Raw genomic sequence first — 19,068 nt, 5'->3', positions numbered from 1 at the left:
TTGCCAAACTTTGAACAATATCGCGAACAATAAACTTCCGACTTTAAATAAATGGATTAAATTTGATATACTAAATGAAAGAAGGACGTGATAAAAAATGATGCCGTTTTTATATTTTCCGGAAGATAAATCTGAATATATACCAGCTGTAATTGTACTAGTATTATTTATTGTTGCGGCAGGTGCAGCATTCTATTTTTTTTACAAGTACTCCAAAAAGCAGGAAAAGAAATTCGACATGGATTATAAGAATCAACTAGAAAAACATAACAAACTAGATTAGACAGGGTAATCCTTGTCTTTTTTGTTGGGGAGATTTTGGATATAAATTGAACCAGCAGACAAGGTTACAAATCATGTTTACCGACTCGTTTTTTGTAAATACTATCTTTATAATACAAAAAAGGAGTAGTGGAAATGCGATTCGTATTTGTATTCCTTTTACCATTCTTCATACTTTCTGCTTGCCAAAGCAAAGAAGAAACATCTAAAAATGTAGAAATGTATAATGCATCAGGTGACATGGTTGGAACTGCACAGTTGTTAGATGGTCCTGATGGTGTACAAGTAAAATTAAAACTGGAAGGTCTCACTCCGGGTTTTCATGGACTTCATGTTCATGAGTATGCAAAATGTGAGGGACCTGATTTTAAAAGTGCTGGAAATCATTTAGATCCTGAGGGTAAAGAGCATGGCCTAATGCATCCAAAAGGACCTCACTTAGGGGACATGCCCAATATTGAAGCGGATGCCGGTGGACTAGTTGATGTTGAGTTAATGCTTCCAGGCGCTACATTGAAAGAAGGAAAAATGTCTCTTCTAAGAGGAGAGGGTACTTCCTTAATCGTTAGTGAAAACCAAGATGATGGGATATCGCAACCAAGTGGGGATTCTGGTACTAGAATCATTTGTGGCGAGATTAAATCGGGTAAAGGAAATGAGGCAACAGAATCGCCAACTGACCCGACAGAATTTAATGAAAAACAAGAATAAAATAAAGCGCGAGCATATCATCATTTTGCCCGCGCTTTGACTTTATCTATTTTGTAATGCCTGAATAATTCGGTAGACACCTTCTTCAAGAATTTCTTTTGGACAAGCAATGTTCATTCGCATATACTGCTCTGCTTCTTTCCCGTAATCTACACCAGCATTAAGCCCAACTTTTGCCTCTTCATTAAAGAATTTCTTTAAGCCTTTTGCATCCAAATTTAATGAGCTACAATCAATCCACACTAAGTATGTACCGTCTCCGTCTGACACACGCAACTTTGTATGTTTTTCTAACTTATCTTTAACAAAGTGATAATGACTATGTATTATTTCGCGTAATCCATCAAGCCATTCCTCGCCATAGTTATAGGCTGCCTCTAAAGCTGTATTCCCCATCGTATTTAACCCATGGAATCCTTGTGTAAAAAATTGCTGATCCAGTTTTTCACGAATTATTTTATTAGGAGTTATTGCGTACGATGCTTGTAGGCCTGCTAAATTAAATGTTTTGGAAGGGGCCATACAAGTTACACTATTATTGGCAATTTCTTCGGATATAGAAGCAATCGATATATGTTTTTTATTAGGAAATGTTAAATCACTATGGATTTCATCAGAAATGATTAAAACATTATACTCCTCGCAAAGTGTTACCATTTTCTCCAGTTCCTCTTTTGTCCACACCCTTCCTACTGGGTTATGGGGATTACAAAGAATAAATGCTTTAATACCCTGCTTTAATTTTTCTTCAAAATCGAGAAAGTCAATCATGTATTTATTTCCATCTAGAATTAAAGGATTTCTCACTATCTTACGGTTATGAGCTTCAATGACGTTATAGAATGGTGTGTAAACAGGAGTTTGAATTAATATAGCATCATCAGGCTCCGTCAAAGCTTGGATCGCCATATGGAGAGTAGTTACAACACCAGGACTAAATGATAGCCAATGCGATTCGATTTTCCAATGGTGTCTTTTGGATATCCAATTGACAATGGAAGATTTTACACTTTCATCAACAATAGTGTAACCATAGATACCATGTGTAGCTCTTTCGATTAATGCTTGATTTACTGCTTCTGGAGCTTGAAAGTCCATGTCTGCGACCCACATAGGGAGTACATCCTCAGACTGGAACAGGTCTTTAACCAAATCCCACTTTACAGAGCGAGTGTTTTTTCTATTATGTATAGTTTCAAAAATTCCCATAGTACTACCTCCTATTATTTTTTCCACTACAAGTATACCTTAAAAAAGCAAAAAAAAAGAGCAAAGCGTTAAATACGCCTTGCCTACAGGGGGAATACGAGAAAGTCTTACGCTATTAGTTATACCCTGATACAATAATTTTAAACATGTTTTCTAAAAATTTTTTTTAATTCTTTTAAGTTTGAACGATGAAGATTCATTTTTGTTGATCCTACTTCTAAATCAAATGCCTTAATTTATTAGGAAGTCCCTGTTACAATAATAATTATAAACTTATTTTAATTTGAAATAATCTTATTTAACTGAAACCTTAAGGTGAATAGATACGTTACATATATAAGAAGCCATGGTAAAAGGGGGGATACTAAATGCATGAGGATGTACTTATAAAACTGTTAAGGGAGAAAGAACAGTCAGCCTTCGAATATTTAATCGATCAATACAAGCCTATAATAGAAAAATTCGTATTTCAATATGGGGTAGATCCTAAGAGAATTTCGGAAGTTGTAAAAGAAGTTTTTATAAGGATAGCGTATAAGCTAGACAGATTTGAACAAGGTCCATTGTCAATTTTCATTTATCAACTAATGATTCACACGTTAAAAGATGACGACCGCAGACAGAAAAAGGTTCAGAAGGTTTACGGGATTAATAACGATTCCAGTCAATACGGATATTTTTTTGAAAAGCAAGACCATATTTCCAATCAGATATATCTGCGTGAGATGAATAGTAAGTATAAATTGCCACTAATCTTCCACCACTTCTATGGGAAGAAAAGTAACGAGCTATCGACTATTCTTAAAACAAATGAAGAAGAACTGAGTAAAAGAATACAGCAGGGTGAAAAGATATTAAAAGCAAAGTACGAGAAGGAAGTAACTCCACATCAAGAGAAAAGTCTTCATGATAACTTAGGTGAAATGAAATACGTATATGAGAGGCTACCAGAGTTTACAGATAAACAAGAAATTATGTCGCGGATTGACCAAGCTAGAAAATCTCAAAAATGGAAAAAGCTTTTGCCTACTTTTGGCGCTGTCATAGGTTTATTTTTATTTGCTACATTAGGACTTAATTATATTCAGGAACAGAAAGTGATGGAACTAAAAGCAGCACAAGAGGAGAAGGAAGCAGCAAAGAGAGAGGCTACTGAAGTAGTTGCTATTACAGAACCGGAAGAATATGAAATAGATCCGGAAATTATTAATTATTTGGAACAAGCCATTGAGAATTTTTCGATAGAAATTGGGTTGGATGATGTAAGCAGCTTTCCGGTTGTGACAAGCGCAAGATCAATGATTGAAGAGTTAAAACGCTCTCCAGAAATGCATGGTGGAGTAGATGATACAAAATTCTATATTGATTGGTTGTTAACACCGCCTTCAACAGTTATAGAGAAATTAGAATCACCTTCCATTGCAAGTCCAGATTCTTTCTTGGAAGTATTACACGTATCATACATGTATGAAATGGAGTTTCAGAATTATTTAGATAAACTTATCTCAACTATCTCGGTTGATGATTACGAGACTATAGTAGAATTACAAGATAGTCCAGAAAAATATACAGGACCAGTAGAGTTGAAAAAAATTCTTCAGATATTAAATGAACAAGGTTACTTGATAAACAGGGATCCAGAATATGGTTATTTAACTGTTAAGTTAGACTATGAAGAGTTAAAGGACAAACTAGTTAATAAGGGGTATGGAGAAGCCTATTTAAGCTATGTGGATTATACGGTTAATCAATACGCTATAGATTGGTCTGATTGGAAGGAATTAAAAAGCAATCTATTGGATGTTGAAGTACTTATTAATCAGTACAGTGATGAGTATGATGAAGAATTTCTTGGATATTTATATAATGATTTGGTCAACAATCTGAATCAATATTTAGGAATTTGGAATGGGCAAGAAAAAGTAGGTGAGGAAGAAAAAGAAGAATACTACAGATTCCTAGAAGATAATCCAGATTCAATCTATTGGAATATAATAAAGGATACATTACTAGAATGGGAAGAGAATGATTGGAAAAGAAAACAAGATTACATAGCATTTAATCAGGTTAAATTTCTTTTTGATGACAAATATAAAAACGTAAAGTATGAAGATATAGTTGAACGTAACCGCTGGCCTATTATGGATAATACCGGTGTAATTTATAAAGAGTATAGTAGTAGTTTGGATTCCAACTTGCTAGTCGAAATGGATCCTTTAGAAACCGTGTCATTATTTGCCTACGCTTTTGATAAAGAAGATGTGAGTACGTATACTTTATTAGTAACATCGGAAAAACCGAGTGAAGAATTACAAGATAAGTGGTCCAAAATAAGAAATTCAACTGGTTTTGTATTAACAGAATATACAGCGGAAAATACAGCGATTCTCTATTTTACCGATTGGGAGGGTGATTTACTTACATCCTTGGATCTAATAAAAGAAAATAGTATTTGGAAAATTTCCCAGTAAAAAAGTAGACAGCCCATCATCTTTAATGGATGGGCTGTCTTTCTATTATTTCAAACGCTTTTCTAACTCTTCTTTTTCTGCTTCAAATCCTGGTTTTCCTAATAATGCAAACATGTTTTTCTTATATGCTTCTACACCAGGCTGATTGAATGGATTTACACCTAACAGGTATCCACTTAATGCGCAGGATTTTTCAAAGAAATATACAAGATAACCGAATGTGTATGCATTAAGTTCCGGTACTTCGATGGATAAGTTAGGTACTCCGCCGTCCGTGTGGGCTAACAGTGTACCTTGATATGCTTTATCATTGATTTCATGAATCGTTTTGCCTGCAAGATAATTAAGGCCGTCTGAATTATTTTCCTCAGCTTCAAGTGTTAGGTCTAATTTAGATTTGTTTACATGGATGACTGTTTCAAACAAATCACGACGCCCTTCTTGAATGTACTGTCCTAATGAATGAAGATCAGTTGAAAAGTTTGCTGAAGTAGGGAAAATACCTTTCTGATCTTTACCTTCACTTTCTCCGTATAGTTGCTTCCACCATTCAGAAAAGTACTGTAAGCTTGGCTCATAATTAACAAGCATTTCTATCGTTTTTCCTTTGTTATATAGAACATTTCTTACAGCAGCATATTGATAAGCTATATTTTTCTCAAGGTTTGGTTCGTTGAAGTCATTCATCGCATCTCTTGCACCTTGCATCATGTCATCAATAGTAATTCCACTAACTGCAATCGGTAATAAGCCAACAGCAGTTAATACAGAGAATCGGCCACCAACATCATCTGGAATTACAAAGGTTTCATAGCCCGCTTCATCTGCTACACCTTTTAATGCACCTTTTGCTTTGTCAGTTGTAGCAAAAATACGTGTTCTTGCTTCTTCTTTACCGTATTTATCTTCTAAGTATTTCTTGAAAATACGGAAAGCAATCGCTGGTTCCGTTGTAGTACCACTCTTAGAAATAATGTTGATAGAGAAATCTTTTCCTTCCAATACGTCAAATAATTCTTTCATGTAAGTTGAACTCATATGATGTCCAACAAAAATAATTTGCGGAACTTTTCGTTGTTCTTTTGCTAACATATTTTGAAACGAATGATTTAACATTTCTAGTGCCGCTTTTGCTCCTAAATACGATCCACCAATACCTATTACAAGTAGGATATCGGAATTGTTCTTGATTTTTTCGGAAGCAGCTTTAATACGACTATATTCTTCTTTATCATAATTCTCTGGTAGTTCTACCCAGCCCAAAAAGTCATTTCCTGGTCCAGTTTTATTATGTATTGCTTGGTGGGCAACTGTAACGAATTCTGATAAGTTATCTAGTTCTCCCTTATTTAGAAAATCTAATGCATGTTGATAGGAAAATTGTATATGTGTCATATTGTCCTCCTAAATAGTATAAGTATAATTTAATTTAGCTTCTGCTTTATTGTAATCAATAATACGACAAAATTACAACAAAGAAGAGGCTTCTCCCATCAATATTAGCAATTAAGATAATGTTGATGGGGGAAGCCTCTAACTGGAATATTAGTTTTTAAATTCGGATTGTTCGATCCATTCTTCCAGTTTATCTTTTAATGTATTGAATCCAGAAGTATTTTCTTCAAGTTTAACCGTTTTCTTAACTTGAGGTTTTTCTTGTTTCTTAGGTGGTTCTTCCGTTGCACGAATAGATAATGAAACTTTATTGTTTGCTTCATCAACATTCAATACTTTAACATTAACTTCATCTCCAACTGTAAGATGGTCGTTAATATCTTTTACAAAGCCATGTGTTACTTCTGAAATATGAACTAATCCTTGAATTTCATCATTAAGCGCTACGAACGCACCATATGGTTGAATTCCAGTTACTTTTCCAGTTATTATTTGACCTACTTCTAATTTCTCTGTCATGCTGAACATCTCCTATACCTTCGTTTCTTTTCACACAATAAATAATTTTAACATACATTTTGGATTGGGGCAAAAATATTAAGGTTTCCATAATATTGACGTAATTAATATATCCTCTTTCTGTAATAGAAAATCTTTATTTGGATTAAAAATCCAATCCTTCTTTCGTAGAATACCTAGTAGAAGATAATCATCTAATTTTAAATTATATAGTACGTCAATAAAAGGCTTTTCTACAAATTCTTCGGGTATTTTAAAATGATGAAAATGTTGGTCCTTTAATAAATGTATGACTGTTTCAAATGGTTTTGCCTTACTTTTTAAAACCTCCTGATAAAGGAGGGTACTCATAAAGTCATTAGGTCTAAGGATAGTACTGGCCCCTGCACGGATGGCATTGTCGATTTGTGCCATAGTCATTATTTCCACTATAATCGGGACTTCATTATTGTTTCCTCGTATCGCAACAACCGTCAATATTGATTGATTATCTGCTTGTTTTTCACTTTTATGGTTATCGGCACTAATAACTACTTTGGATGCTACTTGAATATTTGCTTTTTGTAGAAAATAGTCATCAGTTGGGTCACCATGGATAAAATGAATAGGGTAGTGCTGATAAGACATCTGGGTAACGGTTTGATCAATAAGGACAATTTCTGCTTTTGAATTATGTTTTAAGATTTGGTCCATTAAAATTCTTGTCCGTTCATTCCATCCTACTAAAATAATATGGTTGTTCCCCTTATAAGCCACTTTTCCTTGTGATAAATCATTTTCATGCTGGACGGTTGCAGCTGCAAATTGTGTAATATAGAAAGTGAGTAATCCTCCCCCTGTTAGAATTAAGATGATACCGATAATTCTACCCATCACTGTAAGTGGAACATAATCACCGTACCCAACTGTTGCACCAGTAACAACTGCCCACCATACACCGTCGAATATAGTTGGGAATTGGGATGGTTCGATAAAATGGATAATGGTACCAAAAAGAATCATAACCAGTAAAATTGTTAAAAATAATCGAATTAGGATTGGTAGTCGAAAGTAAATGTGTTTGAATTGCTCGATGTTCATTTTCTCACCTAATTATTATTCGTGTTTGATTAGTATGTACAGTTATAGCAATACTATAGAAAAAAATGTAGACTACAATGATGAGTAAGAAAACATTAATTGATTTGAAAAATAATAAAACCTACTCCAAATGGGGTAGGTTTCTAAAAGTATTATTTTGATAATGTTGTTTTTAGGCTTTGGTATACATGGTTCCAGAACGTTGGATTTGATTTGTATTCGCTGTACATAATTTGAATCATTGCATCGAATTTTTCTTTATAGTCCCCAGCCTCTTTATCTGGAAGGTCTGCTCTTATTTCATCTACATAATTTTGTACTGGTTCAGCTCGTGGTCCCCATTTTGCAACTTCATTTCCAGCTTGATCAATGAAAATAAATATAGGAATGGAACGAGCTTTTCCATTTGTTAAATATTGATCCATTAATTCTAAGTTAGAATCACGAAGAATCATACGAACTTCCATTTCTGTTTGTTCTGCTACATGAAGCAGAATCGGAGTATTCATCATTGCATCGCCACACCAATCTTCTGTGATGACAATAACTCGTAAGTTCTTATCTTTCAGTTTGGAGAAAAATTCATTATCATCTGGAACTGTATAGGAATTATAGATATGTAGAAGATCTTCCTGATGTTTCTGCATAGCATTAATGTACTCTTGACTTGGTATACCTTTAGCGAACCAATCATTTAAACTCATAATAATGCCTCCTTACGGTTTGTTATCTAAATTGTAATCATAATTTATTTCTTGGTAAATAAAAGTGCCTGGTAACAGCAAAATTTGGTATGATTGAAACAGTTAAATTGATAATTAAAAGGAGTTGCCTAACTTGGAAAAAACTAATAGAGATTTTTTACTAGAATTACTAGGAACACCATCACCCTCAAGTGATGAAGTAGCTATTCAAAGGAAAATGCGTGATTATTATAAAGAGTTTGCAGATGAAGTTTTGACTGATAATGCAGGAAATGTTATTGGTGTGCTAAATCCTGAAGCTGAATTTAAAGTGTTATTAGCAGGACATTGTGACGAAATTGCACTTATTGTTAATCGAATTGATGAAAATGGATTTTTACATTTTGATAAAATGGGTGGGATTAACCCGAAGGCTGCTGTCGGTATGAAAACAATTGTTTTAGGATATGGAAAAACGATCACGGGAGTTATTGGTGTCAATGCACAACATCATGGTGGTTTGAAGAATGATTTTGACCTAGAAGACCTATTTATTGATTGTGGTTTTAAAACAAAAGGGGAAGCGGAGGAATATGTGCAAATTGGTGATTTAGTTGTCTATAAAACAGAATCAGAAATTCTTATGGATCGTTATGTTTCTGGAAGAGGTTTAGATAATCGAACGGGGGCATTTATTGTTGCAGAAGTTCTTCGTCAGTTAAAGAAAAAAGGCTGTACAGTCGGAGTTTATGCTGCTAGTACTGTAAATGAAGAAACTAACATGGGTGGTGCATACTTTGCAGCTGCGGGAGTAGAACCAACCATGGCGATTGCATGTGATGTTACGTTTGCAACCGATTATCCAGGAGTAAATACAAATAAACACGGTGATGTCCGTCTAGAAAAAGGACCAGTCTTAGCAAAAGGCGCTCCAATAAATAGAAAGATAAATGAGTTATTAGAAAAGGCTGCTCAGAAGTTACAAATGGACGTTCAATATGAATTAACACCTAGACATACAGGAACAGACGCGGATAAAATGCGATACACTGGCCATGGAGTTCCTGTTTCGCTTGTGTCTTTACCATTACGCTACATGCATTCACCAGTGGAAACGGCTAGTTTTGAGGATATAGATCAAGAAATTAAATTATTGGTTGAAATGATAAGCGGTTTAACTGGGGAAGAAAGTTTGAATCCATTAGATTAAGGTTTTAAGATTAAAAATTGGTGACAGGGTATGCTCTCTGTTGCCTTTTTTTGTGGTAAGTCGTGTTCTTTGGGAAAATAAAGAAATCCTGTTCTGATTTTAAACAGACATATTGATACAATATAATACCTATATGCTTTGGAAATATATATCTCGAATTCAAACAAAACTCTTTTCAAACTACCACGTACCATGTATAATAATCATTGACAATAAAATATCGATTCCATCTTCGGGGCAGGGTGCAATTCCCGACCGACGGTAATGAACGAAGGTTCAAAGTCCGTGAGCCGTTTGAACATCATCAAACGGTTGACCTGGTGTAAGTCCAGGACCGACAGTTAAAGTCTGGATGGGAGAAGATGTCGAGCTGAACATTGGTACATTTATGTGCCTTTATTTCCTATGATGATTTAAACCCTAAAGCCCCCGAATTAGGTCTGGCTTTAGGGTTTTTGGTTTTTTAAGGAATAGGCTTTCCTTCATCACGAGATGTGAATCGATAACTAGATGAAGGAGGAATGATGATGCAAGCAAAATCATCAAATTTAACAAGACTTATTATTTTATCTTTACTTGGAGCGGTATCGTTATTATTATTCTTTATTAACTTTCCTCTCCCGTTATTACCAAGCTACTTAAAGATTGACTTTAGTGATGTTCCTGCCATTATGGCAGCACTTATTTTCTCACCTTTAGCGGGTGTTATTGTAGTAGTGATTAAGAATGTTTTATATTTAGCAATCGGTGGTGGAGACATTGTTGGAGTTACAGCGAACTTCTTAGCAGGAGCTTTACTTGTATTACCAATAGGAATCCTATATCACAAATATAAGAGTGTGAAGAGTATTGTTTCAGGTCTAGTTACTGGTACAATCATTATGGCTATTGGGTTAGGTGTGTTCAACTACTTCATATTATTACCTGTATATGGGTTGATGATGGGGTGGGGCGATATGACTCATGCTGCTAAATTAAGTCTAGTTTGGATAGGTATTCTACCATTTAATATCATTAAAGGTATTATCGTAGGTCTGTTATTTGTTCCAATATTTATTAAAATGCGTCGCTGGATAGAACAACAACAAGCAAAATTTGCATAAATGAAGGTATAAAAAGAGCTAATCCATCTATAAATGGATTAGCTCTTTTTTGGTACTACTGCGACCGTGCATCTGGAAATGCATATTAAGTTATCTTCCTCGTCAACAATATTAATCTCCCATACCATAGACGATTTACCTACGTGGATAGGTTTTGCTTTTGCGGTTACCGTTCCATCTTTTTTACTTTTAATGTGATTTGCATTAATTTCAATACCAAAAACATGGAATTTATCTAGGTCTACATGTAGACACGCTCCTATACTTGCCGCAGTTTCAGCGAGCGCAACACTAGCGCCTCCATGGAGATAGCCTAAAGGTTGATGTGTACGTTTATCAACTGGCATCGTCATAACAACTAGGTCCTTATCCAGTGAGATGGTCTCAATTCCAAGTGACTCTAATAAAGTATGTTCCATTTCCATCTAAACTCCCCCTAATATGTTTTTTAAGTAGTTCTTAGATGAAATAATAAATTAATAATGATATACCTAACAAAAATCCGTAAATCGTATTTGTTTTTCCTGTTAATACCATCGCAGGCATCATTTCTAAAGGATTTGTCTTCCCTTTGAAACCTTTTACTACTTTAACAGCCGGAATTACTGCAATAAAGGTTATAAGCGACCATAATGGTAATACATCAACAAGAATTAAATATAAAGTGAAAAAGAATGCTACAAAGAATAATAAACCTAGAAAACGAACAGCATTTTCTCGTCCAAGCAAAATAGCGAGTGTTTTACGTCCACCTTTTTCATCCCCATCTAAATCTCGGATGTTATTCGATAGCATAATACAACCTATGAAAATAGCCACTGGAACAGAAATAAAGATAACAAAACTATTTATGCTGCCAGTTTGAATAAAGTAGCTAATTCCAATAATAACCGTTCCCATTAATAATCCAGAGAAAAGTTCCCCAAATGGTGTAGTTGAAATGGGTAGTGGGCCACCTGTATAGAGGTATCCAAATAACATACATACTAGTCCTATAATAGCAATCCACCAGCTAGAAACTATACAAATGTAAATTCCAAGTATTAGTGCAATACTATAAAATATAAGAGCCAGACGAAGTACGGTTTTAGGTCGGATTCCGTCCCGTACGATCGTTCCACCAATTCCGACAGATTCATCAGAGTCAAGTCCCCTTACATAATCATAGTACTCATTAAACATATTTGTTGCTGATTGAATTAATATGGATGCTAGTAACATGGCTAGAAATACTAGTATATTAATACCATGTGTATTTAATGCAACCATCGTTCCTACAAAAACTGGAATAAAAGAAGCAGTAAGTGTATGTGGTCTAAGTAAACGCCACCACACGTTAAAACCATTCCGTTCATTTAAAGCTTTTTTAATATGATCTTTATCTGTTGTTACCATCACTTGAATCCCCTTAATCTTAATATCATATTAAGTTTAGGCAAAAAGGCTAAGGGTGTCAATGAACTAGAAGTGGTCTATCAGACAGAACTTTAAAATTGGCATGGGACTATCTATTATAATATGGAAAATAAAAGCAACTTATAATGATGTTGATCCAGGGTAGATAGTTGTTTTCTTGAGAAACTATGAAAAAGGGAATAGAATAAGAGTTGGACTATTATGTGCTTTTTTTGGAGGGTAATCGAATGGTAAAGGTTAAAGAGGAAACATTGAGGTCAACTTTGGAAAAGGTGATTGACAAATTAAATTCCTCTGGCACAAAACTTGTTAGTTTTACTAAAAAAATCGAATGGATCAATCCTCTTCATTTTTTTGAAGCAGGATTACATTTACATATGGATCGTACTTTTTGGATGAGTACGATAGATGATTATATAATGGTGGGTATTGGAAATGCTCTTACCATTACAGAGGAACAATTGGATATTGCGGAACTGGATGAAAAATGGAAACTAGTTACAAAAGATGCAGTGGTTGTCAATCCATATCAGGTGCCCGGGACGGGACTATCAGCAATTGGTGGGATGGATTTTGATCCGAAAAAAACAAGAACATCTTTATGGAATAAGTTTACCAAGAATGAATTGCGTATACCTACATTTATGTTGGTAGAGTATAAAGGAAATACTTACCTTACTGTGACGGTCAATGTCAGTAGAATTGACAAACCAGAAGAATTAGACAAGCTTCTAACAGAACAAGAAGAATGGCTTTTAACATATCGAATGAAATCACATCCTAAGTCAACTATTATCAAAAAAAATGTCGTTGAACCAAATCAGTGGAAGAATTTGGTTCAACGGACTACTGAGTATATCTCTACTAGTCAAGTTGAGAAAGTGGTATTAGCTAGAGAGTTACAACTATGGTTTGCTGAAAAGGTTGATTTAACAGAGACTTTAAGTAGTTTAATCCAATCACAGCCTACCAGTTATATTTTTGCTTATGAGAATGGACAAGATTGTTTTATAGGTGCAACGCCAGAACGGCTTGTGAAAGTGGAGAACAATGAACTTCTATCTACTTGTTTGGCAGGTACGGCACCAAGGGGAAAAACAGATAAAGAAGACGAGATAATAGGGTATCAATTGTTGCATGATGAAAAGAATTTGGAAGAGCATGACTTCGTTGTTCAAATGATTAAAAAATCTATTGAAGAATTCTGTGTTGGATTACAACTACCAGATAAACCGATTCTTTATAAACTAAGAAATTTACAGCATCTTTACACTCCTGTTCGTGGTGTGTTTCAAGAAGGATATAGTATTTTTGATGTAATTGAAAAGCTGCATCCGACTCCTGCTTTAGGTGGAGAGCCAAGGGAACAGGCATTAACTTATATACGTGAACATGAACTACTTGATCGTGGTTGGTACGGAGCCCCTTTTGGATGGGTTGATAGTAATCAAAATGGAGAATTTGCAGTTGCAATCCGTTCAGGACTGATCCAAGGTGATAAGGCTTCTTTATTTGCTGGATGCGGAGTAGTAAAGGATTCAGATCCAGAAGAGGAATTTGAGGAAACAAGAATTAAATTTTTACCGATGCTTACTGTCCTAGGGGGATAATTAATGAATCATATAGAAGATTTAACAAGATATGTAGCAAACTTTGTAGATGAGCTTTCGAAGAGTGGTTTAACCGATGTCGTTATTTCCCCTGGCTCTCGTTCTACACCGCTTGCCATGACTTTTGCAGAGCATCCTGATATAAAAGAATGGATTGTTTTAGATGAACGATCAGCAGCATTTTTTGGTTTAGGTTTAGCGAAACAAACAAAGAGACCAGTAGCACTCGTATGTTCATCAGGAACAGCAGTCGCCAATTATTTTCCTGCCATTGTTGAAGCACACCAAAGCAGGGTATCACTAATTGCTTTAACAGCCGACCGACCACATGAACTTAGGGATGTTGGGGCACCACAGGCGATTGATCAACTAAAGATTTTTGGAGATTATGTGAAGAGCTTTCACGAAATGGCATTACCAGAATCAAGTGATAATTTACTCAAGTATGCTAGAATACGGGCTGCTCGTGCTATAAACCAAGCTTTGTCAGGAAATCCAGGACCAATTCATTTGAATTTTCCATTTCGGGAGCCGCTGGTGCCAGACTTATCACTAGAAAATATATGGGGTGAGCCACTTAAAGAACCGTATACTATTTGGCATGATGGAAAAAAGAAGCTATCTGAGGAGTTCGTGAAGATATTCGCTGAAAAATTAACTTCTACCAAAAAAGGAGTTATTGTATGTGGACCACAAGTAGAGGGTGATCTTGCTGAAGCAGTGACATTACTTGCTGATGCTTGGGGGGTTCCTATTCTCGCAGATCCGTTATCGCAAGTTAGGACTGGGTCCCATTCTACTGCAAATATTATGGAGGGCTATGATGCATTCTTACGAGGTGGAAAAATTCGGTCTTCGTTAAAGCCAGATTATATTCTCCGATTTGGGGCAATGCCCGTTTCCAAGGCTTATCTCTATTTTGTAAAAGAAAATCAGGATGTCCAACAGTATGTCGTGGAACCTCATGCTGGATATAGAGAACCAGTTGGAAATCCAACTGAATTTATCTTTGCTGACCCAATTTTATTCTGTTCGGACTTATTGGAATCTGGATCCCATTTGGAAAGCGAAGAATCTGAATGGCTTGCACTTTGGAGAAAAATAAATGAAATTGCAAAGTCTCATTTAATTAATGTTACTGATGATAGGTTAACGGAAGGTGAAGCAGTAAAACAACTGGTTGAACTAATCCCGGATGATAGCAGTCTATATGTAGGAAATAGTATGGCTATACGTGATGTAGACTCCTTCTTAATGACCGGTCCAAAGAAAATTACCCTATTAGCAAATCGAGGGGCAAATGGGATAGATGGAATGGTATCCAGTGGAGTCGGAGCGGCTGCTTCTGGACAACCTGTTACCCTATTGTTAGGAGATTTATCATTTTACCATGATATGAATGGATTACTTGCAGCAAAGCAATATAACATTAATATCACTATTTTAGTAGTGAATAATAATGGTGGCGGAATATTCTCCTTCTTGCCACAGTCAAGTAATGAAAAACATTTTGAAGCTCTCTTTGGAACTCCTTTAAACATCGAATTTCAGAAAGCTATCGAGATGTATGGTGGGTCTTATCATCATCCGAAAAGTACTGGTGAGTTAAAAGAAGCATTACAATTAAGTTATGAGGAGAAAGGTTTGTCCGTTGTAGAAGTGAAAACGGATCGAACTGAGAATCTTCATTGGCATCGAGACATATGGCGTGGAATTGAAGAGGAAATATTAAAGACGGTGATCCAGTGAGAACAGTTTTGCGAGATGCGAGTTATTGGTATGAGATTCATGGAGATGGTGAGCCAGTAGTACTCATACATGGATTTACTGGCAGTACGGTTTCTTGGAATCGATTTATTAAGGCATATAAAGATAAATTTAAATTATTTGTAATAGATTTGCCTGGACATGGAAACACAATAACACCATCACCCCTATCTATGGAACAATGTTGCCAAGATATTCATGAAATTTTATTAGCACATGGAATTGGGACATTTCACCTAATAGGGTATTCTATGGGCGGGAGAACAGCTCTTTCTTATGCAACACTCTATCAGAGTCATTTGAAATCTCTCGTTTTAGAGAGTGCTTCACCTGGCCTTGAATTAGCGGAAGAAAAACAATCTCGTATGGAGCATGATGAACATTTAGCTTTAAGGATTGAGCAAGATGGCGTAGAATCGTTTATCAACTTTTGGGAAAATATTCCTCTATTTCAATCGCAAAAAAAATTACCAGAGGAAGTTCGCAATAGTATTAGGGACGAACGGTTATCGCAAACTAAGGAAGGGTTGGCTATGTCTTTAAGATGCATGGGTACAGGCAGCCAAACAAGTTGGTGGCAAAGTCTTCAAGAGATAAAGATACCAGTATTATTAATAGCTGGCGAGTTGGATCAAAAGTTTATTCGTATTAATAAACGAATGAATAATGCATTAGTAAATAGTGAATTTACAGTTGTTCAAAATGCTGGACATGCAATTCATGTGGAAAGACCGGAGTTTTTTGGTAAAATAGTAGAGGAGTTTGTTTTAGCCAATCAGAAAGGATGATAAACTTTCTTGGTTGCAATAGAAAAACTAACACATTTACAAATAGATTTGCGGATGCAAGTTTTTCTAGGTAGTTAGGAAAGTATAAAAACTTTCCGCCGACATAAGAAAAACTAACACATTCGCAAAAGGACGAGCGAATGCGAGTTTTTCTAAAAGGTTTCTATTACATAGCTATAAAGGAGGATTTCCATGACAGTACAATGGGAAAAAGTTCGTGAATACGAAGAAATAGTTTATGAAAAATACAATGGTGTTGCTAAAGTGACAATTAACCGTCCTGAAAAGCGCAATGCTTTTACACCATTAACCGTAAATGAAATGATTGATGCATTTGCAGATGCTCGTGATGATTCATCAGTGGGTGTTATCATTTTAACAGGTGCTGGAGACCTAGCGTTCTGTTCTGGTGGAGACCAGTCTGTTCGAGGACACGGAGGATATGTAGGATCTGACCATATTCCACGTCTTAATGTATTAGACTTACAACGTTTAATCCGCACCATTCCAAAACCAGTAATTGCAATGGTTGCTGGATATGCTATTGGTGGTGGACATGTACTACATGTTGTCTGTGATTTAACAATCGCTGCGGATAACGCAAAATTTGGTCAAACTGGACCTAAAGTAGGTAGCTTCGATGCTGGTTATGGCGCTGGATTACTTGCGGAAATGGTTGGTCAAAAACGTGCACGTGAAATTTGGTACTTATGCCGTCAATACAATGCAGAAGAAGCATATGAGATGGGTATGGTAAATAAAGTGGTTCCTTTAGAAAAACTGGAAGAAGAAACTTTACAGTGGTGTGAAGAAATTTTAGAAAAATCACCAACTGCATTACGTTTCCTAAAAGCTTCTTTCAATGCCGCTACTGATGGTTTAGCTGGACTACAACAAATGGGTGGCGATGCAACGCTTCTTTACTACACAACTGACGAAGCAAAAGAAGGAAGAGATGCATTTAAGGAAAAAAGAAAGCCAGACTTTGGTCAATTCCCTCGTTTTCCTTGATTAGTTATTTATCGCAGGTTAACTGGCTGTAAGACCCTAAACGAGAGGAATTCGAGTGAAATTCAAGAATTATAAGTGGGGGATCAAACAGTAAGTCAAAAGCTAAGGTTCGTTCAACTAACAATCAGTGGGGGAAGTACAAAAACCCCCACTGATTGAAGTTTCACTTTATGAAAAAAACCTTTGCTCACGGGCAAAGGTTTTTTCAGCAGTTAGGAAAGTATAATAGCTTTCCACAGACTCAATAGAACGAACACATTCACTTAAGGACAAGTGAATACGTTAGTTTTTCAAAACATGAGGTGATGTTATGGCAGAGATAATTCCACATTGGTTAACAAAACAAGCTTTTCTCTCACCAAATCAATCAGCAATTGAATTGGTCGATGGAAGTACTATTACATTTCGGGAATTAAAAGAGAAAAGCCAGGAGTTTGCAAAAAAATTAGCTAAGCTCGGGATAAAAAAAGGAAGTCATGTTGGAGTACTATCTAATAATAATTCAACCATGATTGTTGTCATTCATGCGTTAAGCTATCTTGGGGCAGTTGCGGTTTTATTGAATACAAGGTTAACAACGGAAGAGTTAAATTATCAAATAAGGGACTCAAAGGTAATGGCAGTTATTTCTGAAGACGCATTACTAGAACAAGCGAAAAAATTAGATGCTAATATTGTTATGAGTTTCTCAGAAGTAACTAAAAGAATAAAAGAAAAAATAGAACTTGTGGAAGAAATCAATTTAGATGACCCATTTACAATCATTTACACATCAGGAACGACTGGGTTTCCAAAGGGTGTTATTCATACATATGGCAATCACTGGTGGAGTGCCATTGGTTCTGCCTTAAATCTTGGATTATCAGAAACAGATAAGTGGCTTGCAGTACTACCTTACTTTCATGTTGGTGGCTTATCTATTTTTATAAAGAGTGTAATTTATGGGATGCCAGTGTATTTGGTTGAAAAATTCAATGAACAAATTGTACTCGATGCAATCGTAAATCGTGGTGTAACGATAGCTTCAGTTGTAACTGTTATGGTCCAACGTATTATGGATAGTTTAGGAGAAAATCAATTCCCTAATCATTTTCGATGTATGTTATTAGGTGGAGGACCTGCACCAGTTCCACTATTAGAAAAAGCTAGCGAAAGAAATATTCCAGTATTTCAATCCTTTGGTATGACGGAAACATCTTCGCAAATTGTAACGTTAAGTCCTCGTGACGCACTACAAAAAATAGGTTCAGCAGGTAAAGCTTTGTTTCCAGCGCAAATACAAATCAAAGATTCTGCTCCAAATGAAATTGGAGAGATTTTGGTAAAAGGTCCGATGGTTACGAAGGGATATTTTAATAATGATGTGGCATATGAAAGTAGTTTTACTGATGGATGGTTATCCACAGGTGACCTTGGATACGTGGATGAGGAAGGCTTTTTATTCGTCGTTGATCGTAGAAAGGATTTAATTATTTCTGGTGGAGAAAATATTTATCCATCCGAAATAGAAAGTGTCTTATCTGGATTTGAAGGGGTTAAGGAAGTTGGAATTGCTGGAAAATCAGATGAATATTGGGGACAAGTACCTGTTGCCTTTGTAGTACCTACAAAAGCCAACATCCAAAAAAGCGACATTTTGTTGTATGCTGAGGAAAAATTAGCAAAATATAAGCTACCTAAAGAAATTCATTTTGTAGAAAGCCTTCCTAGAAATGCATCTAATAAACTAGTCCGCAATAAATTATTAGATCTGCTTTAAATAGTAACTTCTTTTTCTCTATACATTCTTTTCTTATTTTTAGCCAAATTAGAA

The 19,068-nt window shown here is 35.6% G+C and carries 17 protein-coding genes and 1 riboswitch; of the genes, 10 read left to right on the top strand and 7 right to left on the bottom strand.

From position 1 onward, the window contains the following. Positions 1-97 precede the first annotated feature (97 nt). Both K332_RS0108055 and K332_RS0108050 read left to right on the top strand, forming a co-directional pair. Positions 98-283: a hypothetical protein gene (locus K332_RS0108055; protein WP_026906986.1), complete on the top strand. Its 186-nt coding sequence runs from the start codon at positions 98-100 to the stop codon at positions 281-283. Positions 284-417: 134 nt separating this feature from the next. Then, positions 418-993: a superoxide dismutase family protein gene (locus K332_RS0108050; RefSeq protein WP_026906985.1), complete on the top strand. Its 576-nt coding sequence runs from the start codon at positions 418-420 to the stop codon at positions 991-993. Between the two features lie 42 nt (positions 994-1,035). Here K332_RS0108050 and K332_RS0108045 read toward each other — a convergent pair whose 3' ends face one another. After that, the gene (locus tag K332_RS0108045; protein WP_026906984.1) at positions 1,036-2,202 is read right to left on the bottom strand and encodes a MalY/PatB family protein; all 1,167 of its coding nucleotides are present in this window, start codon (positions 2,200-2,202) and stop codon (positions 1,036-1,038) included. 368 nt (positions 2,203-2,570) lie between these two features. On the opposite strand from K332_RS0108045, the gene K332_RS0108040 reads away from it, so the two are divergent. Next, entirely contained in the window at positions 2,571-4,673 is a 2,103-nt protein-coding gene (locus K332_RS0108040; RefSeq protein WP_026906983.1) for an RNA polymerase sigma factor, read from the top strand. Between the two features lie 45 nt (positions 4,674-4,718). Here the strand turns inward: K332_RS0108040 and K332_RS0108035 are convergent, their stop codons facing one another. The 4 genes from K332_RS0108035 to K332_RS0108020 form a co-directional block, all read right to left on the bottom strand. After that, positions 4,719-6,068, bottom strand: coding sequence for a glucose-6-phosphate isomerase (locus K332_RS0108035; protein WP_026906982.1), 1,350 nt, complete (start codon positions 6,066-6,068; stop codon positions 4,719-4,721). A gap of 150 nt (positions 6,069-6,218) precedes the next feature. Then, a complete protein-coding gene (gene yugI / locus K332_RS0108030) occupies positions 6,219-6,587 on the bottom strand; it encodes a S1 domain-containing post-transcriptional regulator GSP13 (protein ID WP_026906981.1) in 369 nt (122 codons plus the stop codon). A 78-nt stretch (positions 6,588-6,665) separates the two neighbouring features. Beyond that, entirely contained in the window at positions 6,666-7,667 is a 1,002-nt protein-coding gene (locus K332_RS0108025; protein ID WP_026906980.1) for a potassium channel family protein, read from the bottom strand. A 152-nt stretch (positions 7,668-7,819) separates the two neighbouring features. Beyond that, positions 7,820-8,371 carry a thioredoxin family protein gene (locus K332_RS0108020; protein ID WP_026906979.1) on the bottom strand — a complete coding sequence of 184 codons (552 nt, stop codon included), beginning with the start codon at positions 8,369-8,371 and terminating at the stop codon, positions 7,820-7,822. Between the two features lie 133 nt (positions 8,372-8,504). Between K332_RS0108020 and K332_RS0108015 the strand changes: the two genes are divergently transcribed. Next, complete coding sequence (locus tag K332_RS0108015; protein WP_026906978.1) at positions 8,505-9,560, top strand: M20/M25/M40 family metallo-hydrolase; 1,056 nt, start codon at positions 8,505-8,507, stop codon at positions 9,558-9,560. A gap of 224 nt (positions 9,561-9,784) precedes the next feature. Next, positions 9,785-9,928, top strand: a riboswitch (FMN riboswitch). A 156-nt stretch (positions 9,929-10,084) separates the two neighbouring features. Then, positions 10,085-10,663 (top strand): ECF transporter S component, encoded by a 579-nt coding sequence (locus K332_RS0108010; RefSeq protein ID WP_026906977.1) that lies wholly within the window; start codon positions 10,085-10,087, stop codon positions 10,661-10,663. 38 nt (positions 10,664-10,701) lie between these two features. Here the strand turns inward: K332_RS0108010 and K332_RS0108005 are convergent, their stop codons facing one another. Both K332_RS0108005 and K332_RS0108000 read right to left on the bottom strand, forming a co-directional pair. Continuing rightward, positions 10,702-11,082 (bottom strand): hotdog fold thioesterase, encoded by a 381-nt coding sequence (locus K332_RS0108005; protein ID WP_026906976.1) that lies wholly within the window; start codon positions 11,080-11,082, stop codon positions 10,702-10,704. 40 nt (positions 11,083-11,122) lie between these two features. Continuing rightward, entirely contained in the window at positions 11,123-12,067 is a 945-nt protein-coding gene (locus K332_RS0108000) for a 1,4-dihydroxy-2-naphthoate polyprenyltransferase (RefSeq protein ID WP_425414451.1), read from the bottom strand. A gap of 239 nt (positions 12,068-12,306) precedes the next feature. Between K332_RS0108000 and K332_RS0107995 the strand changes: the two genes are divergently transcribed. From K332_RS0107995 to K332_RS0107975, 5 genes are all read left to right on the top strand, one after another. After that, positions 12,307-13,689, top strand: a complete 1,383-nt coding sequence (locus K332_RS0107995; protein ID WP_026906974.1) for an isochorismate synthase — start codon at positions 12,307-12,309, stop codon at positions 13,687-13,689. A gap of 3 nt (positions 13,690-13,692) precedes the next feature. Then, entirely contained in the window at positions 13,693-15,438 is a 1,746-nt protein-coding gene (gene menD, locus K332_RS0107990) for a 2-succinyl-5-enolpyruvyl-6-hydroxy-3-cyclohexene-1-carboxylic-acid synthase (RefSeq protein ID WP_026906973.1), read from the top strand. Further along, positions 15,435-16,244, top strand: coding sequence for a 2-succinyl-6-hydroxy-2,4-cyclohexadiene-1-carboxylate synthase (gene menH, locus K332_RS0107985; protein ID WP_026906972.1), 810 nt, complete (start codon positions 15,435-15,437; stop codon positions 16,242-16,244). The genes menD and menH overlap by 4 nt, the downstream gene beginning before the upstream one ends. 192 nt (positions 16,245-16,436) lie before the next feature. Next, positions 16,437-17,255 (top strand): 1,4-dihydroxy-2-naphthoyl-CoA synthase, encoded by an 819-nt coding sequence (gene menB, locus K332_RS0107980; protein WP_026906971.1) that lies wholly within the window; start codon positions 16,437-16,439, stop codon positions 17,253-17,255. A 310-nt stretch (positions 17,256-17,565) separates the two neighbouring features. Further along, a complete protein-coding gene (locus K332_RS0107975) occupies positions 17,566-19,014 on the top strand; it encodes an o-succinylbenzoate--CoA ligase (protein WP_026906970.1) in 1,449 nt (482 codons plus the stop codon). Positions 19,015-19,068: the final 54 nt, after the last annotated feature.

It is taken from the genome of Paucisalibacillus globulus DSM 18846 (assembly GCF_000482485.1).
In the GTDB taxonomy this organism is placed as follows: Bacteria; Bacillota; Bacilli; order Bacillales; family Amphibacillaceae; genus Ornithinibacillus; species Ornithinibacillus globulus.
This window is presented reverse-complemented; position numbering and strand designations above follow the sequence as displayed.